Origin of the sequence: Dyella sp. GSA-30, assembly GCF_027924605.1 — a bacterium.
In the GTDB taxonomy this organism is placed as follows: Bacteria; Pseudomonadota; Gammaproteobacteria; order Xanthomonadales; family Rhodanobacteraceae; genus GSA-30.
Map to the genome: position 1 here is coordinate 5,286,818 of NZ_AP027042.1, position 24,997 is coordinate 5,311,814.

Annotated in this window: 24 protein-coding genes; 2 read left to right on the forward strand and 22 right to left on the reverse strand. The window is 63.5% G+C overall.

All coding sequences use genetic code 11. From position 1 onward, the window contains the following. Positions 1–2: 2 nt before the first annotated feature. The 16 genes from ybgF to QMG46_RS22865 all read right to left on the reverse strand — a co-directional run bounded on the left by ybgF (position 3) and on the right by QMG46_RS22865 (position 14,321). Positions 3–857: a tol-pal system protein YbgF gene (gene ybgF / locus QMG46_RS22790; protein WP_281850192.1), complete on the reverse strand. Its 855-nt coding sequence runs from the start codon at positions 855–857 to the stop codon at positions 3–5. Continuing rightward, positions 857–1,366, reverse strand: coding sequence for a peptidoglycan-associated lipoprotein Pal (gene pal, locus QMG46_RS22795; RefSeq protein WP_281850193.1), 510 nt, complete (start codon positions 1,364–1,366; stop codon positions 857–859). Before pal ends, ybgF begins: the two co-directional genes overlap by 1 nt. A 257-nt stretch (positions 1,367–1,623) precedes the next feature. Beyond that, the gene (tolB, locus tag QMG46_RS22800) at positions 1,624–2,940 is read right to left on the reverse strand and encodes a Tol-Pal system beta propeller repeat protein TolB (RefSeq protein ID WP_281850194.1); all 1,317 of its coding nucleotides are present in this window, start codon (positions 2,938–2,940) and stop codon (positions 1,624–1,626) included. A gap of 118 nt (positions 2,941–3,058) precedes the next feature. Next, entirely contained in the window at positions 3,059–4,021 is a 963-nt protein-coding gene (locus tag QMG46_RS22805) for a cell envelope integrity TolA family protein (RefSeq protein WP_281850195.1), read from the reverse strand. Next, positions 4,008–4,454, reverse strand: a complete 447-nt coding sequence (tolR, locus tag QMG46_RS22810; RefSeq protein WP_281850196.1) for a protein TolR — start codon at positions 4,452–4,454, stop codon at positions 4,008–4,010. The genes QMG46_RS22805 and tolR overlap by 14 nt, the downstream gene beginning before the upstream one ends. A gap of 14 nt (positions 4,455–4,468) precedes the next feature. After that, positions 4,469–5,158 carry a protein TolQ gene (tolQ, locus tag QMG46_RS22815; RefSeq protein WP_281850197.1) on the reverse strand — a complete coding sequence of 230 codons (690 nt, stop codon included), beginning with the start codon at positions 5,156–5,158 and terminating at the stop codon, positions 4,469–4,471. A gap of 49 nt (positions 5,159–5,207) precedes the next feature. Then, entirely contained in the window at positions 5,208–5,624 is a 417-nt protein-coding gene (gene ybgC, locus QMG46_RS22820) for a tol-pal system-associated acyl-CoA thioesterase (RefSeq protein ID WP_281850198.1), read from the reverse strand. Between the two features lie 79 nt (positions 5,625–5,703). Beyond that, positions 5,704–6,753: a Holliday junction branch migration DNA helicase RuvB gene (ruvB, locus tag QMG46_RS22825; protein WP_281850199.1), complete on the reverse strand. Its 1,050-nt coding sequence runs from the start codon at positions 6,751–6,753 to the stop codon at positions 5,704–5,706. Between the two features lie 92 nt (positions 6,754–6,845). Further along, positions 6,846–8,714, reverse strand: a complete 1,869-nt coding sequence (locus QMG46_RS22830) for a potassium transporter Kup (protein WP_281850200.1) — start codon at positions 8,712–8,714, stop codon at positions 6,846–6,848. Positions 8,715–8,751: 37 nt separating this feature from the next. Then, complete coding sequence (gene ruvA, locus QMG46_RS22835) at positions 8,752–9,351, reverse strand: Holliday junction branch migration protein RuvA (protein WP_281850201.1); 600 nt, start codon at positions 9,349–9,351, stop codon at positions 8,752–8,754. Then, the gene (gene ruvC / locus QMG46_RS22840) at positions 9,348–9,869 is read right to left on the reverse strand and encodes a crossover junction endodeoxyribonuclease RuvC (protein ID WP_281850202.1); all 522 of its coding nucleotides are present in this window, start codon (positions 9,867–9,869) and stop codon (positions 9,348–9,350) included. The genes ruvA and ruvC overlap by 4 nt, the downstream gene beginning before the upstream one ends. Before the next feature lie 44 nt (positions 9,870–9,913). After that, the gene (locus QMG46_RS22845; protein ID WP_281850203.1) at positions 9,914–10,648 is read right to left on the reverse strand and encodes a YebC/PmpR family DNA-binding transcriptional regulator; all 735 of its coding nucleotides are present in this window, start codon (positions 10,646–10,648) and stop codon (positions 9,914–9,916) included. A gap of 97 nt (positions 10,649–10,745) precedes the next feature. Continuing rightward, positions 10,746–11,390 (reverse strand): alpha/beta hydrolase, encoded by a 645-nt coding sequence (locus QMG46_RS22850; RefSeq protein WP_281850204.1) that lies wholly within the window; start codon positions 11,388–11,390, stop codon positions 10,746–10,748. A gap of 65 nt (positions 11,391–11,455) precedes the next feature. Further along, positions 11,456–13,216 (reverse strand): aspartate--tRNA ligase, encoded by a 1,761-nt coding sequence (gene aspS, locus QMG46_RS22855; protein WP_281850205.1) that lies wholly within the window; start codon positions 13,214–13,216, stop codon positions 11,456–11,458. A 170-nt stretch (positions 13,217–13,386) separates the two neighbouring features. Beyond that, entirely contained in the window at positions 13,387–13,917 is a 531-nt protein-coding gene (locus tag QMG46_RS22860; RefSeq protein ID WP_281850206.1) for a DUF3011 domain-containing protein, read from the reverse strand. Positions 13,918–14,033: 116 nt separating this feature from the next. Continuing rightward, positions 14,034–14,321 carry an FmdB family zinc ribbon protein gene (locus tag QMG46_RS22865; protein ID WP_281850207.1) on the reverse strand — a complete coding sequence of 96 codons (288 nt, stop codon included), beginning with the start codon at positions 14,319–14,321 and terminating at the stop codon, positions 14,034–14,036. Positions 14,322–14,589: 268 nt separating this feature from the next. On the opposite strand from QMG46_RS22865, the gene QMG46_RS22870 reads away from it, so the two are divergent. Both QMG46_RS22870 and QMG46_RS22875 read left to right on the forward strand, forming a co-directional pair. Then, entirely contained in the window at positions 14,590–17,028 is a 2,439-nt protein-coding gene (locus QMG46_RS22870; protein WP_281850208.1) for a TonB-dependent receptor plug domain-containing protein, read from the forward strand. A gap of 476 nt (positions 17,029–17,504) precedes the next feature. Further along, positions 17,505–18,458 carry a DUF535 family protein gene (locus tag QMG46_RS22875; protein WP_281850210.1) on the forward strand — a complete coding sequence of 318 codons (954 nt, stop codon included), beginning with the start codon at positions 17,505–17,507 and terminating at the stop codon, positions 18,456–18,458. Between the two features lie 2 nt (positions 18,459–18,460). Here QMG46_RS22875 and QMG46_RS22880 read toward each other — a convergent pair whose 3' ends face one another. The 6 genes from QMG46_RS22880 to cobT all read right to left on the reverse strand — a co-directional run bounded on the left by QMG46_RS22880 (position 18,461) and on the right by cobT (position 24,997). Further along, positions 18,461–20,911: a TonB-dependent siderophore receptor gene (locus tag QMG46_RS22880; RefSeq protein ID WP_281850211.1), complete on the reverse strand. Its 2,451-nt coding sequence runs from the start codon at positions 20,909–20,911 to the stop codon at positions 18,461–18,463. A gap of 110 nt (positions 20,912–21,021) precedes the next feature. Next, positions 21,022–22,011 carry a FecR family protein gene (locus QMG46_RS22885; RefSeq protein WP_281850212.1) on the reverse strand — a complete coding sequence of 330 codons (990 nt, stop codon included), beginning with the start codon at positions 22,009–22,011 and terminating at the stop codon, positions 21,022–21,024. Continuing rightward, on the reverse strand, positions 22,012–22,566 hold the full coding sequence (locus tag QMG46_RS22890) for an RNA polymerase sigma factor (protein WP_281850213.1): 555 nt from the start codon (positions 22,564–22,566) through the stop codon (positions 22,012–22,014). 120 nt (positions 22,567–22,686) lie between these two features. Beyond that, on the reverse strand, positions 22,687–23,415 hold the full coding sequence (locus QMG46_RS22895) for an adenosylcobinamide-GDP ribazoletransferase (protein ID WP_281850214.1): 729 nt from the start codon (positions 23,413–23,415) through the stop codon (positions 22,687–22,689). Continuing rightward, complete coding sequence (locus QMG46_RS22900; RefSeq protein ID WP_281850215.1) at positions 23,412–23,960, reverse strand: histidine phosphatase family protein; 549 nt, start codon at positions 23,958–23,960, stop codon at positions 23,412–23,414. The genes QMG46_RS22895 and QMG46_RS22900 overlap by 4 nt, the downstream gene beginning before the upstream one ends. Next, positions 23,957–24,997, reverse strand: a complete 1,041-nt coding sequence (gene cobT / locus QMG46_RS22905) for a nicotinate-nucleotide--dimethylbenzimidazole phosphoribosyltransferase (RefSeq protein WP_281850216.1) — start codon at positions 24,995–24,997, stop codon at positions 23,957–23,959. The genes QMG46_RS22900 and cobT overlap by 4 nt, the downstream gene beginning before the upstream one ends.

The window sequence follows — 24,997 nt, forward strand, 5'->3', positions numbered from 1 at the left end:
CCTCAGTTGGCCGACTGCACTTGCAGCCGGCGCAGACGTTCCTGGGCCAGGCCCGCGGCCTTGGAACCCGGATACTTCACAGGAACGGACTTGAGCGTGGCCTTGGCGGCATCGTTCTGCTTCAGCTCGATCTGGGTATAGGCAACTTTCAGCAGCCCATCGGGCGCTTTGTCGCTTTGCGGATAGCGCGAGACCAGCCGCTGGAAAGCTTCGAGCGCCACCGGGTAATTGGACGTGGCGTAATACGACTCGCCCAACCAGTAATAAGCGTTGGGGGCGAGATTGCTGTCCGGATACTGCTGCAGGAATTCGCGGAAACCGCGCGACGCCTTGACGTAGTCGCCGCCACGAATCGCGCCGAAGGCAGCGTCGTAGGCAGCTTGCGCACCCGCGGGGTTGGCGTTGCCACCATTGCTGGATGCCGCGGCCGGCCGTGAGGCACTCACCTGCACGTCGCCCTGAGGCTTGCCATTGTCGGCAGCTGGCGGCGTATCCGTTGCCGGCGGCGGGTTGTTGGCGGCGGCAGGACTGCCGCCCTTTTCAAGACGGCCCAGTCGCGAATCGAGATCGACGTACTGCGCCTTGTTCTTGTCCTGGGCTTCCTGCACCTGGTGCTGAAGCTCCTCGATCTGGCCCTGCAACTGCTGCACCTGCTGCTGCAACTGCTGGACCTGGTTGACCATGCCGATACCGCCCTGGTCCCGGTTCTGCGCCTGCTGTTCGAGACGAGCGACACGATCGGCCAGACTCAAACGGGAATCCTGTGCTTGTACCGGCAAAGCAAAAAGCATGGCGGATGCTAACGCACCCGCCATGCCGAGCCTGGCCGTAAAGCTAGTAGCCAGTTGCTTGTTCATTACTTCGCCGTGTAGACGATCTCGACGCGACGGTTCTTGCCCCAGCAGTCTTCGTTGTGCTCACGGCACACCGGCTTTTCTTTGCCGTAGCTGATCACGTTGAGCTGGCTGGCCGAACCACCGGCAGCCTGCAGCGCGCTGGACACGGCGTTGCCGCGGCGCTCGCCGAGGCCGAGGTTGTACTCACGCGTGCCACGCTCGTCGGTGTTGCCTTCGAGACGGATGTTAGCCATCGGACGGTCCTGCAGGTACTTGGCGTGGCACGCCATGATCTGCTGGAATTCCGGCTTGATTTCGGTCTTGTCGAAATCGAAGTACACAACGCGCTGACGCAGGCATGCGTCGCGGTCCAGGTCATCCGGACCATACTTGCCCGACTCCGAGGGAGCCTGGGTCATGGTCTGGGTCGGTTCCTGCGATTGCTGAGGCTTAAGTTCCTGCTTCTTCTGGCAGGCGGCCGCGCCAACACAGAGCAGGGCGACCAGGGCGACGCGAACGGTCTTATTCATGGTGGACGTTCCTTCAAACGGGTTTGAGTTCCGACAGTCAATGACGATTGCGGTTACGGGACAGCGTATCGCCGGTGGACCGGCTGTTATTTTGACACTTTGTAGCCTGCGGTGCGCTGTCTTGCAGCCGCAGGCCTTACCAATGGCAGCGCGAGCCGCCATTGACAACCGTGAAAGCCTGGTCGCCCTCGCAGGCTTCACCCGGCTCACCCAAACCAGGACGCCTTACGGGCGTCCTGGCGAAATCCATCGGACCATCAACGCTGCCGATACGGTCCCCACGACGGCTCGCGCACGTCGCCATCGGATAGTACGAGGCGCTGGCGAACCTGCCCGTCGTTGGAGACGGCATACAGAACACCACGGCGTCCTTCGGTAGCGGCATACAGCAGCATGCTGGCATTGGGGGCGAAGCTCGGGGACTCGTCGATCGGTCCCGGCGAGATGGGTCGCACCTGCCCACCCAGACTGCGGTCCATAATGACAATACGATACACGTTCCCGTTGCCCTGCACCATCGCAAGCTGCTTGCCGTCATAACTTACCGAGGCATTGGCATTGTTCTGGCCCTGGAAACTGACCCGTTCCTGGTTACCGCCGGAGGCCGACATCTGGTAGATCTGCGGGCGGCCGGAGCGGTCCGAGGTGAAATAGATGCTCTGGCCATCCGGCGACCATACCGGCTCGGTATCGATCGCAAGATTGTTGGTCAGGCGCGTTTCCGAGCGGCTGGCCACGTCGAGCACGAAGATTTCCGGGTTACCCACATAGGACAGCGAGATGGCCAGCTTGCTGCCATCGGGCGACCAGGCCGGCGCGCCGTTGATGCCCTTGGGGTGGGCCGAAATCAGCTGGCGCGAACCGGTGGTGATGTCCTGCACGTAGATCGCCGAGTTGCCGCTTTCGAAGGAGACATAGGCGATCTTGCGGCCATCCGGCGACCACGACGGCGACAGCAGCGACTCACGCGAACGCGCAACAACCTGCGGATTGTAGCCATCCGAATCGGCCACGATCAGCGAATAGGTGGTGTTATTGCCCAGGCCCACGGCGGTGATGTAGGCGATGCGCGTCCAGAACGCGCCGCGTACGCCGGTGATCTTCTCGTAGATCTGGTCGGCAATCTGGTGCGCGACGCCACGCAGGTCACCGGCCGGCGCGGTGAACGCCTGCGCCAGCAGGCTTTGCTGCTTGTTGACGTCCCACAGCTCGTATTCCACCCGCAGCATGCCGCCGCCAGCGTCGCTGATGCGGCCGATGGTGATGAAGTCCTGCTTGAGCAGGCGCCAGGTGGCGAACTTGATGTCGGCGCCCTTGGACGGGAACTCGACGATCTCGCTCTTGGCCAGCGAGCGGAATTTGCCCGAGCGGTTGAAGTCGTTGCGGATGATGTCGGCGACGTCGGTCGGCAGGGGCGCCCCGCCCGCCTGGGCGAATGGCACGACCGCGATCGGCGTGGCGGTTTTCAGGCCACCGACGATATCGACGTTGAGCGACTGGGCTGCCGCGGGACCGGCGACAAGCGCGGCCACGACCAGCAGAAGGAGAGCAAAACGTGAGCTTAGTTTGCGCATAGGCTTGGATTATTGCGGCCTGGAGGTGAAATCGAGTTGACGCTGGGACGCGCTTTCGCCACCCCATTACGGGGCAGCGGGGGCATGTGCAGCATCCTGGGGTGGCGGATACGGTCGATCATTGCGGCCTGAAGGTGAAAGTGACTTCACGTTGGAACACTTTCTCGAAGCCCTTGTAGGGCAACGGCTGAGCGCGCAGCACGGCGTTTTCGATCGAACGCTTGCCGGCATCGTCATAAGGACAACTCGAGTCGACCTTGGCGCTCATGACGTCGCCCCCGGGCAATTGCACGATATGTACGATGCACGCGGTGTTCGGCATGTTATCCGGGCGTAGCCAGTTCTGCGTGACCGCGTTCTGAATCGCCGCCTGGTATTGGGCCAGCAGGCTGTTGTCATTGCCGTTGGTGCCGGTCTGCCGATCCGGGGCAAAGGGCTGGTCGGGCAAGCCATTGTCTTTGGCGTTTTTCAGGTCGGCGAGCTGCTGCTTGGCCTGTTTTGCCTTGTCGTCGGCCTTCTTGCTCTGATTCTGGGCAGCATCGAGCTTGGCGAAGAGATCATCGACCTTCTTCTGCTCCTCGGCCTTCTTCTTGGCCGCCTCGGCATCCAGCTCCGACTGACGCTGGCGCTGTTTCTCTTCCTGCTCACGCTTGGCGTCCTCGGCCTTTTGCGCAGCGTCCTGAACCACCCGCTCCTGATCCTTGGTATCGGGATGCTCGGGCGGCGGCGGCAAAGGCTGCGGCGTCAGCTTGGGCGGCGGCGGAGTCGGCGGGGGTGGCACGGTCGGTGGCGGCGGCGTGGTATTGGGTACCGGCTTGACGTTTTGCGACTTCGGCGGCGGCGCACCGGTCGGCCCGATCAGCACGGCCTCGATCGGCTCGCCCGGCAGTTGCAGCGGCTTGGCGCAGGTGATCGGATTCCACGAGTCGGGCAGATGCAGCACGGCAAACGCGCTCTCGAACGTCGAGCACGACAAGGTCGCGAGGAACAGAAACCCCACGATCCCAAGATGCAGGATGGCCGAAACGACGACCGCGAGGGGCGTGCCCTTGCGATGGGTGTCGGGACTATTTCGCGCCATTCTTCCCGCCCGCATCAGGCTGGCTCATCAAGCCGACCTTGGCTACACCGGCCTGCTGCAAATCGGTCAGGATCTGGTAGACCCCGTCGTACTTGCCGTCGCGATCACCCGCCACCAGCACGCTGACGTCCGGATTCTGCTTGACGAAGGCGCCAACCTTGACCTTGAGGCCTTCCTCGTCGATCGGCTCTTTCTTGGCCGTGCCGAGCGTCAGGAACAGCTTGCCATCCTGGCCGACCGACACGATCACCGGGTCCTTCTTGTCCTGCAGCGACTTGGCGTTGGCCTGTGGCAGGTTCACGTCGACATTGGAATTGAGCATGGGCGTGGTGACCATGAAGATGATCAGCAGCACCAGCATCACGTCGATATAGGGCACGACGTTGATCTCGGATTTGAGCTTGAGGCGCTTATGTCGCGCTGAATTACGCATGATGCAAGCCTCGCTCAGGCCGTGGGGTCGTCGGTCTGGATCTGCCGCTGCAGCACCGAGGAGAACTCCTCCTGGAACACCTCGTAGCGCGACGCCACGCGCTCGACCTTGTTGGCGAAGCGGTTATAGGCCCACACCGCCGGGATCGCGGCGAACAAGCCCATCGCGGTAGCAATCAGGGCTTCGGAGATATGCGGAGCGACCACGGCGATGGTGACGTCCTTCATTTCACCCAAGCCCTGGAACGCACCCATGATGCCCCACACCGTACCGAACAGGCCGACGTAAGGGCTGATCGAGCCGACGTTGGCAAGGAACTCCAGATTGCGTTCCAGCGAACCGATCTCGCGCGTACCGGCCACGCGCATCGCACGCTCGGAGCTCTCGATCACCACGCGCATGTCATGCACGCGACGCTGGCGCTGGCGCGCGAATTCGCGAAAGCCCGATTCGAAGACGTTCTCCAGGCCACCGTTGCTGGCGCCGCGATTGCTCACTTCGCGGAACAACTGGGCCAGATCGGCACCCGACCAGAAGCGCTCCTCGAACGACTCGGCATTCTCGTTCGCCGCTTTGAGCTGCGAATATTTGCGGACGATGATCACCCACGACATGAATGAGAACACCAGCAGCACGAGCAGCACGAGCTTCACAGGGATGCTCGCTTCCGCGATCAGCTTGAAAATGTCCAATCCACTGTTCATTGCTGGGGGTACTCCGCCACTGAAGGCCAAAAGGTCAATTGAAAGTTTTTTACAGGCCGGGGATAAGGCCAGCTGGAATTTGCACCGGGCGCATGCGGCGGGTATCGACGCAGGCGATTCGGACCGTGGCTCGAAGCAGCTCAGTGCCGCCGGCCCGGTAAATGCTCTGGGCGAAAAGGATACTGGCTGCGCGCCGTTCTTTGACTGCGACCGTCACCTGCAGTTCATCATCCAGCAGGGCCGCCTTGAGGAAATCCAGCTGCATCTCGCGCACGAGGAACACCAGCCCACCCTCCTCCTTGATCCCGGACTGGTGCACGCCCAGGCTCCTGAGCCACTCGGTACGGGCCCGCTCCAGGAAGCGCAGGTAGCTGGCGTGATAGACCACGCCACCGGCGTCGGTATCTTCCCAGTAGATGCGGACAGGCCAGGTGAACAGGGCGGCAGGGGTGTCGGTGGGGGTCATAGGCATACTAAGAACGAGTAACGGGCATCGGGTGGCGACGGGGTGAAATCGCCCCCCATCGTTGGCACAGAAGGGGCGCTTACCCTTCTCCCTCGCCGGAAAACAGGTCCGCCACCGGGGTCTGGCGCGGCGGCGGCGTCAGACCCAGGTGCCGCCAGGCCTTGGCGCTGGCCATGCGGCCACGGGCGCTCCGGACCAGGAACCCCTGCTGGATCAGATAGGGTTCGACCACGTCTTCGAGCGTGCCGCGATCTTCGCTGAGCGCCGCGGCCAGGGATTCCACCCCGACCGGACCGCCATCGAAGTTCTCGATAATGGTGGCAAGCAGGCGCCGGTCCAGATCGTCGAAACCTTCGGCATCGACCTTGAGCATGCTCATGGCAGCATTGGCCACTTCGCGCGTGATCTGACCGTTGGCGCGCACTTCGGCGTAGTCGCGCACGCGGCGCAGCAGCCGGTTGGCGATACGCGGCGTGCCACGCGAGCGCCGCGCGATTTCTTCCGCACCATCGATCTCGCAGGCGATGCCCATGATGCGTGCCGAGCGACGCACGATGGCGGTGAGCTCCGCGGGCGTATAGAACTCCAAACGCTGCACGATGCCGAAGCGGTCACGCAGCGGCGCCGTCAGCAGACCGGCGCGGGTGGTGGCGCCGATCAACGTAAACGGTGGCAGGTCGAGCTTGATCGAGCGCGCGGCCGGGCCTTCGCCGATCATGATGTCGATCTGGAAGTCTTCCATCGCAGGATAGAGCACCTCTTCGACCACCGGCGACAGGCGATGGATCTCGTCGACGAACAACACGTCGTGCGCTTCGAGGTTGGTCAGCAGCGCAGCCAGGTCCCCCGCCCGCTCCAGTACCGGCCCGGAGGTGGAACGGACATTGACGCCCAGCTCGTTGGCGATCACGTGGCTCAAGGTGGTCTTGCCCAGGCCGGGCGGCCCGAAGATCAGCACATGGTCGAGTGCACCGCCGCGCTTTTTCGCCGCCTCGATATAGATCGACAGCTGCTCGCGCACCGCCTGCTGGCCCAGATACTCGGCCAGCCGCTTGGGACGAATACTGGCCTCGAGGGCCTCGTCGTCCATCTGCGCGGCGTTGGTGACAATGCGGGGGTGATCGGTCATGCCCGGCATTATAGGAGCCAGCGGCACGGGATTGACGGCGATGTCACGCTTTTCTCTCGCCCCTCACCCTTCACGCCCAACGCCGTACCGGATCAGATCTCCACCTGCGCCCCAAGCTCGATCAGCCGGTTGCCGGGAATCTGGAAGAACGCCGTCGCCGGCATCGCATTGCGCGCCATGAACGCGAACAGCTTGTCGCGCCACAACGCCATGCCCGGGCGGCGCTTGTCCGCAACGATGTTTTCGCGCGACAGGAAGAACGTGGTGTCCATCATGTCGAAGGGCAGGCCTTCGCGCGAACACTGGGTCAAGGCCAGCGGGATATTCGGGTCTTCGGCAAAACCGAAGCGCAGACTCAGACAATAGAACTCGCCGTTCAAATGGCGAATGTCGATGCGCTCCTGGAAATCGGCCACGGGCGTTTCCAGCATCTCGACCGTCAACAGCACATTGCGCTCGTGCAGCACCTTGTTGTGCTTGAGGTTATGCAACAAGGCGTGCGGCACCGCATCCAGGTTGGCGGTCAGGAACACCGCGGTACCCGGCACACGCAGCGGCGGATGCTCATGGATATTGTCGATAAACGGCTCGAGCGCCAGACCGGACTGCTTGATTTCGCGCACCACCAGTTCGCGGCCACGACGCCAGGTGGTCATCATGACAAAGACCACCACGCCCAGCACCAGCGGGAACCAGCCGCCATGCGCGATCTTCAACGCGTTGGCGCCGAAGAACGCAAGATCAACCGTCAACAGGAACGCACCCACGACGATCACCGCGAACCAGTTCCACTTCCACTGCTTGCGTGCCACGACCAGCGCCAGCAGCGTGGTCATGGTCATCGTGCCGGTCACCGCGATACCGTAAGCTGCACCCAGGTTGGCCGAACTGCGGAAGCCGATCACCGCCGCCAGCACCAACACCAGCAGCAGCCCGTTGATCCAGGGCACGAAGATCTGTCCGGACATTTCGCGCGAGGTGTGCACCACGCGCATACGCGGCGCGTAACCCAGCGAGATCGCTTCGCGGGTCATCGAGAACGCACCGGAAATCACCGCCTGCGAGGCGATCACCGCCGCAGCGGTGGCCAGACCGATCATGGGATACAGCAGGTTTTCCGGCACCATCAGGTAGAACGGATTGTCGATCGCCTTGGGATTGCTGATCAGCAGCGCGCCCTGGCCAAAATAGTTAAGCAACAACGCCGGCAATACGAAGAACGACCAGGCCAGGCGAATCGGCCGCTTGCCGAAGTGGCCCATGTCCGCGTAGAGCGCCTCGGCACCGGTCAGCGCCAGCACCACGCCACCAAGCGCAATGAAGGCCTGCAGTTCATGCGTGACGATAAAGCGTACGGCGTACATCGGATTGACTGCATAGAGCACCTGCGGATTGCCCAGCAACTGGCGCACACCGAGCCAGGCCACCACGACAAACCAGATACCCATGATGGGCGCGAACATCGCGCCGACCTTGGCCGAACCATAACGCTGCAGAGCAAACAGAAAAACGATGATGACCAGGCAGATCGGCACCACGTAATCGGTCAACCCGGGCGCCGCGATCTCAAGACCCTCGACGGCACCCAGCACCGACATGGCCGGCGTAATCACGCCATCGCCGTAGAACAGCGCGGCACCAAAGATGCCAAAGACCGCCAGTATCCAGCGCGCTCGCGCGGAGCTGCCCATCGAACGCTGCGCCAGGGCCATCAGCGCCATGATGCCGCCCTCGCCCTTGTTGTCCGCGCGCATCACGAAGAGCACGTACTTAAGCGATACCACGATGATCAACGACCAGAACACCAGCGACAGCACACCCATCACCGTTTCGTGCGTGACCTGCATGCCGTGCGTGCCGAGCACTTCGTGCATCGTATAAAGCGGACTGGTACCGATGTCGCCGAACACGACACCGATGGCGCCTGCCGCCAAAGCGGCCAGCCTGCGCTTCGTATCCATCGAAGCATCCGACTGGTTAATGTGATGACCCACGTCTCTAACTCCCGAGAGCGGCGCGTAGCGCCTTGCGAATGATCGATTCGGCGCTGTCGCCCTCGGCGGCGACCTTCTGCACCAAACGCGTGACTTCAGCCGGCTTGTAGCCCAGCTGCTGCAATGCCACCGTAGCTTCGGCGGCAGGATCGAGCGGCAGGCCCGGCGTCTTCGTGCCCAGGCCGGTGATGCCGGTGGTCAAGCCATCGACGCGATCGCGCAGTTCCACCACGATGCGCTCGGCGGTCTTCTTGCCGATGCCCGGAATCTTGGTGAGTGCGACGACATCGCCGGTCTGCACCAACCGTGCGAATTCGGCAGTCGATACGCCCGACAGCACCGCCAGCGAAATCTTCGCGCCGATGCCGCTCACCTTCTGCAGGTTGCGGAACAGCGCGCGCTCGGATTCGTGCAGAAAGCCGTAAAGCGCGACGCTGTCTTCCTTGACCGCGTAATGCGTCAACAGGGTCACTTCCTTGCCGGTCTGCGGCAGGTCGTAGATGGTCGACATCGGCGCTTCGAGCTCGTAGCCCACGCCCCCCACTTCGATCATCAGCCACGGCGGCTGCTTGGATACCAGGATGCCGCGTAGTCGGCCGATCATCGACGCCTTCTCCAAGCCGTACGGGGAATGCCGACGCGAGCGATGCTGGAACGCGTATGCGCATGCGCGACGGCAACGGCGAGCGCGTCGGCGGCGTCGGCCTGCAACGGGCCCTTGAGGCCAAGCAGGACACCCATCATGTGCTGCACCTGGGTTTTGTCGCCACGGCCGCTACCGACCACGGCTTGTTTGACTTCGGTTGCCGCGTATTCGTGCACTTCGATGCCTCGACTCGCCACCGCGCAGATCGCGGCCCCCCTCGCCTGCCCCAGCTTCAGCGCCGAATCGGGATTTCGCGCCATGAACACGCGTTCGATCCCGCACTCGGCCGGCTGATGCGCGGCGATGATGTCACAGAGTTCGTCGAAGATGCGTTTGAGCCGCAGCGGAAAGGTGGCCTCGCCGGAAACAGCAAGCGCTGTATGAAAAACATGTGACAGCCGGCCGGCATCATCCACATCGATGATGCCCACGCCGGTGCGCTGGCTACCCGGATCGATGCCGATGATGCGGGTCATGACGGAGAGGCGTAGGCGCGTAAGCGGGGAAAACCCGTTACGGCTTAAGCGTCGACCCCGGCCGGCAGCGCGGCGTTGTGCGAGACCTCGCTGACGTCGTCCAGCGCGTCGAGCTTGTCGATCAGGGTCTGCAGCGCCTCGACGTTTTCCGGCGTCACGGCCACGCGGTTATTGGGCCGCATGGTGACACCTGCATGCTCGGCATGCAGGCCAGCCTCGATCAGCGCATGCTGCACCGACTCGAAGTTTTCCGGCGCGCAGATCACCGTGCTTTCGCCATTTTCATTGATGACGTCGTCGGCACCGGCATCGAGCGCAGCCTCGAGCACCTTTTCTTCCTTGGCTTCGTCACCGCCGGTGGCGAATACCAGCTCGCCGCAACGGGTGAACTGGAAGGCCACCGAATTGGTCGTGCCCAGGTTGCCGCCGTTCTTGTTCAGCACGGCACGCACATCGGCCACGGTACGGGTCTGGTTGTCGGTAAAGCAGTCGATGATCAGCGCAATGCCACCCGGGCCGTAGCCCTCGTAACGCAGCTCTTCCATCGCGGCGCCGCCGTCGGCACCCGAGCCGCGCTTGATCGCACGCTCGATGGTGTCCTTGGTCATATTGGCCGACAAGGCCTTGTCCACGGCCGCACGCAGGCGCGGGTTGGAGGACGGGTCGGGCACACCGGCGCGCGTCGCCACCGTGATCTCGCGGATCAATTTGGTGAACACCTTGGCGCGCTTGGCGTCTTCGGCATTCTTGCGACCTTCGATGGACGGGCCTCTACCCATGACAATTCCTGCAGCGGTGAGCGGACAAGCGGCGAATTTTAGCCGTTCGTCACAGGTTGAGAAATAGCTGGGTGACCCCAGGGTGCGACATTATGCCTTACCGCCTTCCGATCCCCGCTTCGAATTGCCCCTCGCGCAGAAAATGCGTCACCTGCCGGGCAACCACGGGTGAAAACAGCAGTCCGGTGTGATTTGCCTCGACCAGACAATGATCGGTAAGACCAGGCAACCGGGTTTCAGCAACGGCCACGGTGCCATCGTGTTCGCCGGGAATGGGCCCCAGCATCGCGCCCAGTCCGATCGGCATGCAGCCGGCGATCATGCCGACCTCGCGCTGGCCGATCCATTGCTCCAGGCCGTTTTCCAGCAGGGCGCGGTTCTGTCCCAGCATCGCCTCCCCGCCACGCCCCATGCCGGCCAGTCGTCGCGCGGCGGAGCTGCCCATGACCGGTGAACCCATGCAGACGATTCGCCCGGAAGGCAGGCCATCGTCGGGCGTACAGGCGCGCAAGGCGAGCAAACCGCCCAGGCTGTGACCGACCAGATGCACCGTCCGGGCGGGTGGCGACAGCTCCCGCATCAAGTCGTGCAACCGTCCCAGCACACGCTGCTGCTGGCTGGCCACGCTCATATAGTCGAAGCGATGCACGCGAAACCCCGCCTCCATCAGGCGGCGATGCAGCATGGCCAGCGCGAAACCGCGCATCCATAGGCCATGCAGCAAGATGACGTGATCGGACATGGGCTGGCTGGTGATCGAGAGGCCCTCAGGATAGCCGCAGGTATGAGCGGTAATCGTGACGAGGCTTACTCTGTGACCACCGTCCGCACGTGCAACTCCTTCAATTGGGGCTCCGACACCGCCGACGGCGCATCGGTCATCAGATCCTGGGCACTGGTGGTCTTGGGGAAGGCGATCACGTCGCGGATCGACTCGGTACCCGCCATCAGCGCGGCAATGCGGTCGATACCGAACGCCAGGCCGCCATGCGGCGGAGCGCCGAACTTCAAGGCCTTGAGCAGGAAGCCGAACTTCGCCTCGGCCTCTTCCGCGCCGATGCCCAGCAGCTCGAACACCGCACTCTGCATTTCCGGACGATGGATACGGATCGAGCCACCGCCGATCTCGTTGCCGTTGAGCACCATGTCGTAACCGCGGCTCACCGCGGTGGCGGCATGCGCGCGCAGATCGCCGATGTCGTCGACCTTGGGCGCGGTAAAGGGGTGATGCAGCGCGACGAAACGCTTTTCTTCCTCGTCGTACTCGAACATCGGGAAGTCGGTAACCCACAGCGGTTTCCAGCTGCTATCGACCAGGCCACGGTCCTTGCCGACCTTCAGACGCAGCGCGCCCATGAAATCGGTAACCGTCTTCCACTTGCCGGCGCCGACAAACACCATGTCGCCGCTCTGCGCATCGGTCGCCTTGAGCAAGGCATTCAGCGCGTTGTCGTCAAGGAACTTCGCCACCGGCGAATTGATGCCTTCGCGCCCCTTGGACAGGTCGTCCACGCGCAGCCAGGCCAGGCCCTTGGCGCCGTACTTGGCCACGTATTCGGTGAGCTGGTCGATTTCCTTACGCGTCAACGTCGCCCCGCCCGGAAGGCGCAGCGCAGCGACACGACCGGCCGGATCGTTCGCCGGCTCGGCAAAAACCTTGAACTCGACGTGCTTGAGCGCATCGGCGACATCGACCAGCTCCAGCGCGATGCGCAGATCCGGCTTGTCCGAACCGAAACGGCGCATGGCCTCGGCCCAGGTCATGCGCGGGAAGGCGGCGTCGAGTTCGACGCCCTGCACTTCCTTGAACACATGGCGGATCAAGGCCTCGACGAAATCCTGCACGTCTTTTTCTTCGACAAACGCAAACTCGAGGTCGAGCTGGGTGAATTCAGGCTGGCGGTCGGCGCGCAGGTCCTCGTCGCGGAAGCAGCGGGCGATCTGATAGTAGCGATCGAAACCGGCCATCATCAGGATCTGCTTGAACAGCTGCGGCGACTGCGGCAACGCATAGAACTGGCCGGGATGGACGCGGCTGGGCACGAGATAGTCACGCGCACCTTCGGGCGTCGCCTTGGTCAGGATCGGCGTCTCGATATCCTGAAACCCGCGCGCATCCAGATAGCGACGCAGAGCCTGCACCAGCTTGATGCGCGTACGCATCATCTTCTGCATCTCGGGGCGGCGCATATCGAGGTAGCGGTAGGTCATCCGCATGTCTTCGTTCGGGGTCTCGTGCAGCGCGAACGGAAGGTCCTTCGCGGCATTGAGAATCTCGACCTTCTCGGCCAGCAGCTCGACCGTGCCGGTCTTGAGCTTGTCGTTGGCCGACAGGCGCTTGCGGATGGTGCCGGTGACGCGCAGGCAGTACTCGTAACCGACCTCGCCAGCGATCGCGAACGCATCGGCGTTATCGCGCTCGACCACGATCTGGGCGATGCCCTCGTGATCGCGCAGATCGACGAAGGCCACATGGCTCTGCAGGCGAAGCGTATTTACCCAGCCGCACAGGGTAACGGTCTGACCAACCAGCGACTCATCAATGAGGCCGCAGTAATGCGTGCGCATGCGCTTGAAGCTCCCGGCAAGTGCCGAAAAATGACGAATAAAGGCCGGCAATGGTAGCACCCGCCGTCATACGAGGCGATGCGGCGGCCCCGGTCGCGCAGCTACAAACGCATCAGCCCCGGCATGGGCCGGGGCTGATCGTCACTTTCGTCAGATGGAGAATGAAGTCGTTACCAGCGCGGGCGTCCGCCACGTGCTTCGACAAACTGACCGCGGCAGCCGTCCTTCACCCATACGCTGTTGGGGTCGCTACCCCAGGTACGGCCTTCGATACAGCTGGCGCTGGACATCTGGCGGGACAACTCCGAGTAACGCCAGGGCATCTGGCAGCGCGCACCGCGGCCATCGTTGCTGGCGCAGTAGATTTCGCGGCCCGGACCACGGTCGCCGCCACCACCATAACCCGGCCGGCCACCGCCATAGCCACCGCGCGCATCGCGGAAGTTACCGCGACAGCCATCCTTGATCCATACGCTGTAGGGGTCGCTACCCCAGGTACGGCCTTCGACACAGCCGGCCTGGGACATCTGCTGGGACAGGACCGAATCGCGCCAGGGCATCTGGCAGCGGGTGCCCCGCCCGTCGTTGCTGGCGCAGTACACCTCATCATTGCGGCCACCATAGCGCTGGGCCTGGGCGTCGCGCGGCGTGATTCCCGCGGCTGCCGCCAGCATACAGATGGCCATCAGAACAATTTTCATGGTCGCTTTCACGCCGGACTTCCCTGCTGTGGTTGGTGGCGCCAAGGTAGCGACAACCGGGCGGGTCGGAAATACCGTCGCCACCCCCGCAGAATGTTGCGATTCAGCTTGGGAAATCAGTCGCTCGACGAGCTGCTGGGAGCTGGGGCCGGCGCGGGAGCGGGCGCCGGGCTGGCGGCGGGTGCCGCCGCATCACCGGCCAGGTTGCGCTTCTTGTCGCCGTCCTTCTTGAAGTCGGTCTCGTACCAGCCACTACCCGACAGGCGGAACGACGGGGCGCTGATCAGGCGCTGTACGCGAGGCGCGCCGCAGGTCGGACAGGCCTCCGGATCGGGGTCGGAAAGCTTCTGCAGGCGGTCAAAACGGTGACCGCAGGCGCAGCATTCGAATTCATAGATGGGCATGGTGACTCCGGATCGATCCATCGGCCGCCGCTTCGGACAGGGTGGCCAGCCGTCCATTATCTGGGCCGCGGGGCGAATTTCAATGTCCCGGGCTTCTCAGGACCGGGCCGGGCGGCCTTTCCGGCGGAATACGGCAGCCATGGGGCATATGGTTAGAAGGATACGTCATATAGACGTCTAGACGTCCATCATTGACTCGCAAGGACTTGGAGCTCTAGCCTGGATGACCTGCTGCAACGCACCAAACCCCTGGGGAGTTTTCACACGCATGTTCCTTCATAAGCAAAAGAAACTGCCGGCACCGATCGGCATCGCCCTGCTCGCGCTGGGCGCCCACGCGGTCGCCCAAGACGCCAACAACAATCCGCCGAGCACCGACAAAGCCAAGAATCTCGGCACGGTCATCGTCACCGGTACGCGCGCCGACAACCGCACCGAAAGCAGCTCGCTCACACCGATCGACGTCGTCTCCAGCCAGGTGCTCCAGCAGACCGGCACCAGCGAGCTGTCGACCGCCCTGGCACGCATCATCCCTTCATTGACCTTCCCCCGCCCGGCCGCAGCCGACACCGCCGATTCGCAGCGCCCTGCCCAGCTTCGCGGCCTTTCGCCCGATCAGGTGCTGGTGCTGGTCGACGGCAAGCGCTGGCATCCGGGCGCGATCCTGCTCACCAACGGCGTATTGGGTCGCGGCTCGCAGGCGGTGGACCTCAATACGATCCCGATCGCCGCCATCGACCATATCGAAGTGCTGCGCGACGGCGCATCGGCCCAGTACGGCTCGGACGCCATTGCCGGCGTGATCAACGTAGTGCTGAAAAAGGGCGCACAAGGCGGCTCGGTGGACGTCACCGGCGGCCAGTACTCCGCCGGCGACGGCCGGCAGTGGCAGGGCTCGGCCAACTTCGGCATTCCGCTCAACAACGACAAGGGCTGGCTGCGCCTGACCGTGCAGGACGGCAATCAGGATTACACCAACCGTGCCGGCGTCACCCGTGCACGCGCATTCGAAGGCGTCACGCAACGCTACGGCGACCCGGCCGTGAAAGACCAGAACGTGCTGCTCAACGCGCAGTACGACATCACCCCCGGCGTGCAGTTCTACGCATTCGGGCATTACGGTCATCGCGACAGTACGTCGCCGGCGTTTTTCCGCAGCCTGGCCAATGCGAACTCCGTACCGTCGATCTATCCCAACGGTTACCTGCCGCTGGAAAATTCCGACTCGATCGACCAGTCGCTGGTGCTCGGTTTGCGCGGCAAGACATCCGGCGGCTGGCGCTGGGACGTGAGCGCCAATTACGGCGGCAACCGCGTTTCCTACGAGACACTCAACAGCGTCAACCGTGCGTGGCTGCATGATTTTGGCTCCAGCCCAACACAATTCCACGACGGCATTCTCGCCGCGGGCCAGCAAGCCTTCGATGTGGATATCGCCAAGGAACTGTCGGTCGGCTGGCTACCCAACCCGGTCACGCTGGCGTTCGGCGCGGAGTACCTGCGCCAGACTTACCGACTGGATGCGGGCGACGCGCCATCGTGGTATGTCGGTACATCCGGCGTGGCCGGCGGCGCGCAAGGTTTCGCGGGGTTTCAACCAGCCAACGCGGGCTCGTATAGCCGCCACGATGTCGCCGAATATCTAAGCCTGGAAACCAATCTCACCGATCGCCTGGGTACATCGCTGGCGGTACGGCACGAGGATTACAACGACTTTGGCAACACCACCTCGGGCTCGCTGGCCGGCCGTTTCGATTTCACTGATCGCTTCGCACTGCGCGCCAGCGCGTCGACCGGTTTCCGCGCACCGTCGCTTGCACAGCAGTTCTACTCATCGACCTCATCGCTGTTCTTCGGCCAGGGCAATTCGCTCGGCCTGCCGGCAGGCATCTACAACACCAGCCTGGTCTCGGCGACGAGCCAGGTGGGTCAGTTGCTCGGCGGCCAAAAACTCAAGCCGGAAAAATCGCATAACTACACCTTCGGCATGGTCTGGAATCCGCTCGATCCGCTGAACATCAGCGTCGATCTGTACCAGATCAAGATCAACAATCGCATCACGCTATCGAGCAACCTGGCCACCACCTCACCCGCCGTGCAGGCCTATCTTGCCGCCAACGGCGTCACCGGTATCAACTACAGCGGCATCTCGTATTTCACCAACGCAGTCGACACACGTACGCGCGGCGTCGACCTGGTGACAAGCTGGCGCTCGGACTTCGGCGACGCAGGCAGCCTCACCTCGACGCTTAGCTACAATTACAACAAGAACAAGGTCACCGACGTCAAACCCAATCCCGCCGCGCTCAACGCCCTCGGCCTCAATCTCAAGCGCATCGACCGCCGCGATCAGTTCGGCCTGCTCGCCGACACCACGCCACGCAGCAAGTTGATCCTCAACGAGATGTACAACGTAGGCCACTGGAGCCTCAACGGCACCCTGACCCGCTACGGCAGTTTCGTCTCGTACAACTCCACCACCGCATCGCTGGATCAAACCTTCGGGGCGAAATGGCTGCTGGATCTGGCCGTGAGTTACAACGTGGATCGCTGGACGTTTACCGTTGGCGGAGACAACGTGTTCAACACCTACCCGGATCGGGTGATTGCAGCGAACGACAATGGCGGATCGCTGCCTTACTCGGTGTTTTCGCCGTTCGGGTTTGATGGCGCGTACGTGTACGGAAAAGTTGCATATAGGTGGTAAACAAGCGATGCGGAGCGAGCAGTCAGCTCTCCGGGCCCCCTCGGGAGCCGAGTGAGGTTTGGATGATAAGGCCCCGAAGAGGGACTCGGCAGGGACGCCGAGTCCTTTTCGACAGGACACGGATGTCCTGTCGAAAAGCCCAGCCAAACCTCACGGTCCGAAGGACGGCGGACGCGGGGTGTCCTTTCTTTGGTTATCTTTCTTTGGACAAGCAAAGAAAGTAACTCGGCCGCCGGCAGGCGGGCGAAACACGCCGCAGGCGACTTCCTCGCACGAACGCCAGGCCAGAGCGACACACGCTCTCGCGACAATCAAAAACCGAAGCCACTGGATCCCAGCCTACGCGAGGATGACGAGGATGTGGGAGCGAGGTAAGCCATAAGCCCGGGAGCCCCGCTGCCGCCATGAACCGCGCCCATTTCAAAAACTCCCTCCTCACACGTCATAGCTAAAGTCCCAACCACCCGAGCCTCCCCATGATCGGCGAAGCAAAAGCCACCTATGCACTCTGGCTCCGCGCATGGCGCGCCGGCCGCACAGGCAGCCCGCTTCACTCCGAGGTGCGGCTATACCGCTGGCTACGCCACTTCCCCCAACAGGTACGCTGGCTCGAATACCTGCAAGGCTCCGAAGCACTGCGCCGGGCCGCCGAAGCCGACCCCAAGCTCTACGATCGCTGGCACCGCCCCTACATCAGCCGCCACTTCGGTGCCCACGAACGACTGCGCATCATCGACGCGCACTACGACTTCCTGTCGAGCCGATTCCCCAAGCGCATGCGCGAACGCATCATCAAGGGCCACGACATACGCGTAGCCATGCTGCGCCTGGAAAACGCCGTACCAGCGTATCTGCATCTGCGCAAACCGGTCGACGGGAATGCCGGCGAGCTGGGTATCTACCTGTTGAACGAATACAAAGAGGCGCTGGCTTCTTGCGTGGTGACGTTCGCCGGCGCACAGGGTCTGCTGATCGGCTCGATCCAGGGCGCTTGGTCGTATATGGCCGAAGAGTCGACGCGTGAGTTCGTTCGCGGCAGTTGCGGCCTGCATCCGAAGGATCTGTTGCTATCGTTGATTCGCGCACTCGCACACTGCCATGGTATCGAAGAGATCCGGGCGGTAGCGCGGACAGCCCGCATCTCCCGCGGCCCCGTGTCGAGCGATGACAGCTTCCTGCAGGCCCATGGCGGCCTGCTTACCGAAGCGGGCTGCTATGACATGCCATTGGACGAGCCGCTCTACCCACAGGCGACATCGCAACGCCGCCGCCTGCTCGAGCAACGCCGCGAAGCTTTTCGTCGCGAAGCCTGCGCGCTGCTTGTACGTGCCTTCGACGGATATCCGCATGGAGCGGTGGAGCAAACACGCACAGCGACGATTGAGGCGACCCATCGCCCCGCAGCGTTCGGCACCATGGCACGCGCTTAATGCTAGAGATCGTAAACGCCGCTCAACAGAAACACGCGACCTTCGCGGATCGGCACAAAGGTCTGATCGAAGTTGACCGCGTACAGCGTGCGCGCAAAAAGATTCTTCACGCCCAAGGTCGCGCGCCAATGCGCGGCGCTATAGGACACGTTGGCCTCGACGCTCGCCTGGCCCGGGATATTGAAATACGCCAGGTCGCCACTGGTTCTACCCACGCTGCGGCTGCGCGCAAAAATGCCGCCGGCCACGCCCCAGCCTTGCAGGCTTTCGCGCTGGAATCGATAACTCGCCCAGAAGCTGCCTTGCCGCTGCGGCGCACCGGTGACGATGCTGTCGTCGTCGTTGTGGATGCGCGCGTCGGTGAAACTCGCCGTGACATCCAGGCCGCGGGTGATCTGCCCGGTGAACTCCGTTTCGATGCCGTGATTGGTCTGCCCCGGTCCGGGGATCGCGAAAAACGGCGGATCAGGGGACACCAGGTCGACGCTGTGATCGAGCTTGATCCGGTACCACGCCGTGGTGAGGCGGGCGCGTTGATCGAACAGATCGATCTTGGCGCCAGCCTCGATCTGGCGCGACACCGAGGGCGGCAAGGGTTGACCGGTCTCGCCGATCAACGAGTCGGCCTGAAAGCCGGTGGCCGTAGACGCATAAAGCGAAACATTGCGCAGCGGCTTGTAGACCACGCCCAGCTTCGGCACCCATCTGGATTTGCGCAGCTTCTGCGTTGCTGCACCGTCGGTGCGGGTGGAAAGGTCGTAGGTCGTGCGTCGTACCGCCGCCAACACATCCCACTGTTCGCCGATGGCGATCTGGTCCTGCAGGAACACACCGGTATTGGTCGACCAGGCGCCGCCTAAGGTCTGCACCACACCGATGCCCGCGTCTACGCTTTGCGTACGCGCCGAGGGTAAGGCCATATTCGAGAACACATTGACTTCGATCGGGCGGCTGACGGTCAGCACACCCTGATCGTCGCCGGTACCCGCGCGCGTTCTCGCATAGTCAACGCCGAGCACGACATGATGCGTGAGGTCACCCTGGCTGAAACTCCCCGAAAGGTCATTCTGCAGGGTGTAGAACGCATCGGAATAGTTGAACAATTGAGCCGATGCATTCGCGTAGCCGGCCAGATCCGCATCGGCGAACGACCAGTCCTGTCCGCTGTTGCGTTGATCCACGTATTGGCCACGACTTTCAAACTTCCAGTCGTCACCCAGCTTCTGCTCGACGCTGTACACCGCGCGCATCGTACGAAATACCGCATGATCGCTCGCATTACCCGTGAGGATACCGAACGGCACGGCCGTATCGAGAGAGTCGCCCAGCAGCACCGAGTGGTCGGTCACCGGAATGCGGTTGTTGACGTATTCCAGGCCGAATGTCACGCGCGTCGCATCGTTCTGCCATGCGATCGAGGGCGCCACGTAATCGCTGCGTTGACCGCGGTACCCTTGGGCCGTGCGGTCCGCATAGTTGGCCGAGGCGATCCAGCGGTAGGTCCAGACGCCGTGTGCATCGAGCGGACCGGCGAAGTCGACACCCGCGCGCGCGCCGTCGTACTGGCCCAACGAGAAACTCAATTCGCGTACCGGTTCGGCCTGCGGCTGCTTCATCACGATGTTGACCGAGCCGCCGAAATTGTTGTCGACCGACGACTCGCCCAGGATCGCCTCGGGCCCTTTCAATACTTCGACGCGTTCGATGCCGATAAGCGGCGGCAGATCTTCGATGCGCGCCACGCCGTTGGGCAGGCCGTCGGTCATGCCGTTGCCGACGTTGAAGCCGCGGATGCGAAACAGCGGCGGTCCACCGAAGCCGTCGACATAATTGACGCCGGCGATATTGCGCACCACATCGGATACGTTGATCGCCTGCTGCGAATCGATCAGGTCACGCGTGACGATGCTGACCGACTGCGGAATGTCGGCCAGGCTGGTATCGGTGCGTGTTGCGCCGCGGGTGCTATCGGCCTTGTAGCCAAAGTCGCCCAGGGCCACGCCCGGCACGCGGATCGCGGACAACGACGTCACGATGGGAATGCTCGGTTCGGCACCGACCAGCTGGCTTTCGAACGACATCGCCGGCACGAACGATCGCTGCCGCACGACAACGGTCTGGGCGTCAAAGGTTTCGTATTCGAGATTGGTGCCCGCCAGCAGTTTTGCCAGTGCGGCCTGCACGGTGAGCGTGCCCGAGGCACCATCGCAGCGCAGGCCGGCAATCGAATCGCTGGCAGTGAGCACCTGCACGTTTGCCTGCTTGCCCAGCGACATCAGCGCCGTGGACAAGGGTTGCGCGGGAATCGAAAAGGTCACCAACGCCTGCATCGAACGACTCACCGCCGGCTCGGCACGGGTATCGGCAGCCACAAAAAGAGACAACACCAGCACACCGCCCGCGCCTTGCAGCGCGAGTCGCTTCAGACCGTTGTTCTTTCGCCGGGCCGTCACCGCAACCTGCGCGACGCGCCCCGTCCAAACATCGTCACCGCATGCTGATCGTGTGGCGGCAAACCGCTCCCCCTTTGTTCATCGCTACCCTTTCGTCCCGTTCAATCGCTTTACCGCACCGAGCTGGTCAGCACCACATGGTCGGCGAACGAGCTTACCTGCATTGGGAAAACCCGGGGTAAGGCGCCGATCCAGCTGTCAATGGTATTGATCTTGACCGTACCTGTGAACGTCAGTTCGCCCAGCCGCGGGTCCGCAATCTGAACGGGGCGGCGGCTGTAGCGGTTGACGTTGGCGATGACCGTCGACAGCGGCTCGTTGACGAACTCCAGCCGGTTGTCGCGCCAAACAGCCACATGATCGACCGCGACCGAGGACATGCTGAACACCCCGCGGCGAGGGTCGTAACTCGCCTGTTGCCCCGCCACCAGCTCCATGCCGGGCTGTTTCTTGTCCGCGGGCGCCTGCACCCGGACTCGGCCCTGGGTCACCGCTACGGTCACCTGCTGGCCCGTACGGCGCACATTGAAGGCGGTCCCCAGATCCTCGATCTGCACCGGGCCGGCAGCCACCACGAAGGGGCGGTCGCGCTCATGCGACACGGTAAAAAACGCCTCGCCGGCGCTCAGCTCGATCGCGCGCTGCCCCTTGGCATAGCGGGCGGTCAGGCTCGACGCCGCGCCCAGTTCAATGGTCGAGCCATCCGATAGCCGGATATCCCGGTTCTGGCCCACGTCGCTGGCATAACGCTGCAGGTCGGCGCTATCGCCAAAACCACCTTGCGCCGCCATACGCCATCCAAGCACGGCGATGACCAGGCTGGCCGCGACAGCCAGGCCCGCCAACCAGCGTGATCGCGGCCGTTCGACGGGCGCAAACGCCTGCTGAAGCGAGGCGCGTGTCGGCGCGTCGGCCGCCTGCAGGCTTTCGCCCAGCAGGCAAACCTGCTCGAACGCCTGCGCGTGACTTGGATCGGCTTCCAGCCATGCCTGCCACTGCTCGATGGTCTGCGGTGAGGGCCCCGGCTCACGCAAACGCGTCCACCACTCGGCAGCGGTACGGGTCAGCCCGTCATCGGCGCCCGGCTTCATGGTTACCATTTAAGGCACCTCCGCTTCGATACGTTCGCGGCAATACGCCATGGCATTGCCGACGTGGTAGCGCACCATGCGCTCACTGAGTTTCATGGATTGGGCGATCACGCTGAAATCGCGTCCTTCGATGACATGCATGACAAACGCCCTGCTGGTTTTGGCGGGAAGTTCGCGCAAGGCCTGCTGCACGACTTTCCATTGTTGAAAGGCCGAAGCGTGCTGCTCCGGGACGGACGTGACGTGCCAGTCGTTGTCGTCCGGGTCGACTGGCGCAGCCGCCCGTACCGCGCGCTTGCGCAGGTGGTCGAGCGACAGGTTAGCGGCAATGCGAAACAGGAAAGCCTTGGGCGAATCGACATGCGAGATGTCGTCCAGCGCGAGCAACTTCACGTACACCTCCTGCGCCACTTCCTGCGCATCGGCGCTGGAGCTGAGCCGGCTGTGCAGGAACGCGACCAGCGCGCGATGGTGTTCCTCGTACAACGCACGAATCTGCTCATGATGCCGTCCGGCCCCGGGTTTTCCGTCGTTCGCGTCGTCGCCCTCGTTTGGTTTATCCATGGTGTCTAGGCTGCATATCGAAAGACCGCCCGCCTACATCTCCTGATGAGCGACAGCCAGCCGTGGCACCGGTCTTGAGATAAGACGTTCGAGCAGGGGAAAAATGAAATGCCGGGGACGTCAGGCCGTAGCGGCCAGGGCCACCAGTACCACGGCTTCGATGATTTCCGCCAGAGCACCGCAGGTGTCGCCGGTGAAACCGCCCAGGCGGCGCATGCAGGCATGGCGCCACAAGGCAAACAGGACCGCGGCGGCGATCAGCGCCACCAGCCCGCGCGTGCCCAAGCAAAGGGCAACTACCGCCGCCGCAGCGATACCGAGCCAGCACGCGCTGCGCGGTGCGTCGCGCAAGGCCGAACCCAGACCCTGGGCGCGTGCGTACGGCGTCGTGACAAACGCCAGGGTCAACGCGGCACGGGCAAGTACCGGTGCCAGCAACAAGGCGATGCCGCCACTGATCGGAGCACTCGCCAACGCGGCAAATTTGAGCAACAGCACGGCCACCAGCGCGACCACGCCAGCCGGTCCGCAACGGGGATCCTTCATGATCTCCAGGGTGCGTTCGCGACTGCCGATGCCGCCGATCCAAGCGTCGGCGCTGTCGGCCAGCCCATCCAGGTGCAAGGCACCGGTGACGCCGATCCAGACGATCAGGATCACCGCGGCGGACAACAAGGGAGGCCATGCGTGCAGCAGCTGCGCCAGCAACCACAGCACGATACCGATCACGGCACCGACCGCCGGGTACCAGGCCAGCGACTGACGGGTCGCGCGAGTGTCGTCGAAGGCCCTGGACGGTACCGGCACGCGGGTAAGAAACCCCAGCGCGACGAGCAGAGCGCGAATCATCGCGCTGGCCACACCAAGGGGTGCAGCGAGGCATGCGGCACATCGATACTGGCCATCTCGCCGAAATCGCGCGACTCGGCCACACAACGCAACAGGCGGATCGCGCCACCATGCGTCACCACCAGCACGCGTCGACCCGACGCGCCGTAGCTGATGGTATCGAGCGCCTCGCTCAAGCGTTGACGGAACGCTTCGAACGGCTCGGCGCCCGGCGGCGGATAACGCACCGGGTCACGCCAGAAGCGGCCCAAGGCGTCGCTCTGGCGCTCGGCCAGTTGCTCGATCGGTACACCTTGCCAGTGTCCGAAGTGATACTCGGCCAACCGCGCATCGAGGCGCAGCGGCAGACGTCGGGTGGCGCAGAGCTCGGCGGCAAAGTCGGCACAGCGACGCAAAGTCGAGGACACCACCGTGTCCCACTCCCGTCCCATCACCGCTTCGCGCAGCTGAGCCCAGCCGACCGCGCTCAAGCTGTCATCGAGCTGCCCCCGGTAACTGCGCTGACCGGTATCGCCGTGCCGCAGCAGCTCGATCGATCCGGTCATGCGTCCGCCACCCCGGCTTCGGCAAACGTCGCCATGCCGCCGTGCAGTGCGCAGGCAAGACGTAGCACGGGTACGGCGGTGGCTGCTCCACTCCCTTCGCCTAAACGCAGGCCAAGATCGAGTATGGGTGTGGCCTGCAACGCATCAAGCAGACGCGCATGGCCGCGCTCGTGCGAGCGATGCGCAAACAGCATCCACTCGCGCACGCTCGGATGGATACGCGTTGCAGCAAGCGCCGCCGCAGTGCTGATGAATCCATCCACCAAAACCGGCATGCCTGCCTGCGCCGCCGCGATATACGCGCCTGCGAGTGCAGCCACTTCGAAGCCGCCCAGGCAACGCAATATCGCCAACGGATCGCGCAGATCGCCATGGCGCTGCAGGGCGCGCTCGATGACGGCTGCTTTGCGCGCGACGCCGGCTGCATCGAGACCGGTGCCGGCACCCGTGAGATCCACCGGCGACTCGTCCAGCAAGGCACACGCAAGCGCAGTAGCAACGGCGGTATTGCCGATGCCCATCTCGCCGCCGATAAACAACTGTGCGCCGGCCTGTTTTGCCAGCTGCACGCTCTGTGCGCCCGCAGCCAGCGCCTGGGCGAACTGCGCCTCGATCATGGCCGGGCCATCGCAGAAATTGCCCGTCTGCGGCGCGATGAACGCGCGACGCACGCCCGCGTGCTCGCCCGGATCGTTCACCGTACCCAGGTTGACCACCTCAAGCGTGGCGCCGAGCTCGCGTGCCAGCACGCTGATCGCGGCACCGCCGGCGGCGAAGTTGAGGATCATCTGCCCGGTAACGGCCTGCGGAAACGCGGAGACGCCTTCGGCAACGACGCCGTGATCGCCCGCGAAAATACTGATCCAGACCTGGTCGACGCGCGGCTTGACCGCACCCTGCATGCCGGCCAGCCGGATAGCCAGTCGCTCCAGCTCGCCCAGGGAACCCGGCGGCTTGGTCAGTTGCGCCTGGCGTTCGGTCGCAGCCGCCGCCGCGACCTCGTTCCATGCCGCGACGGGCTGCTGTAACCAGGACAT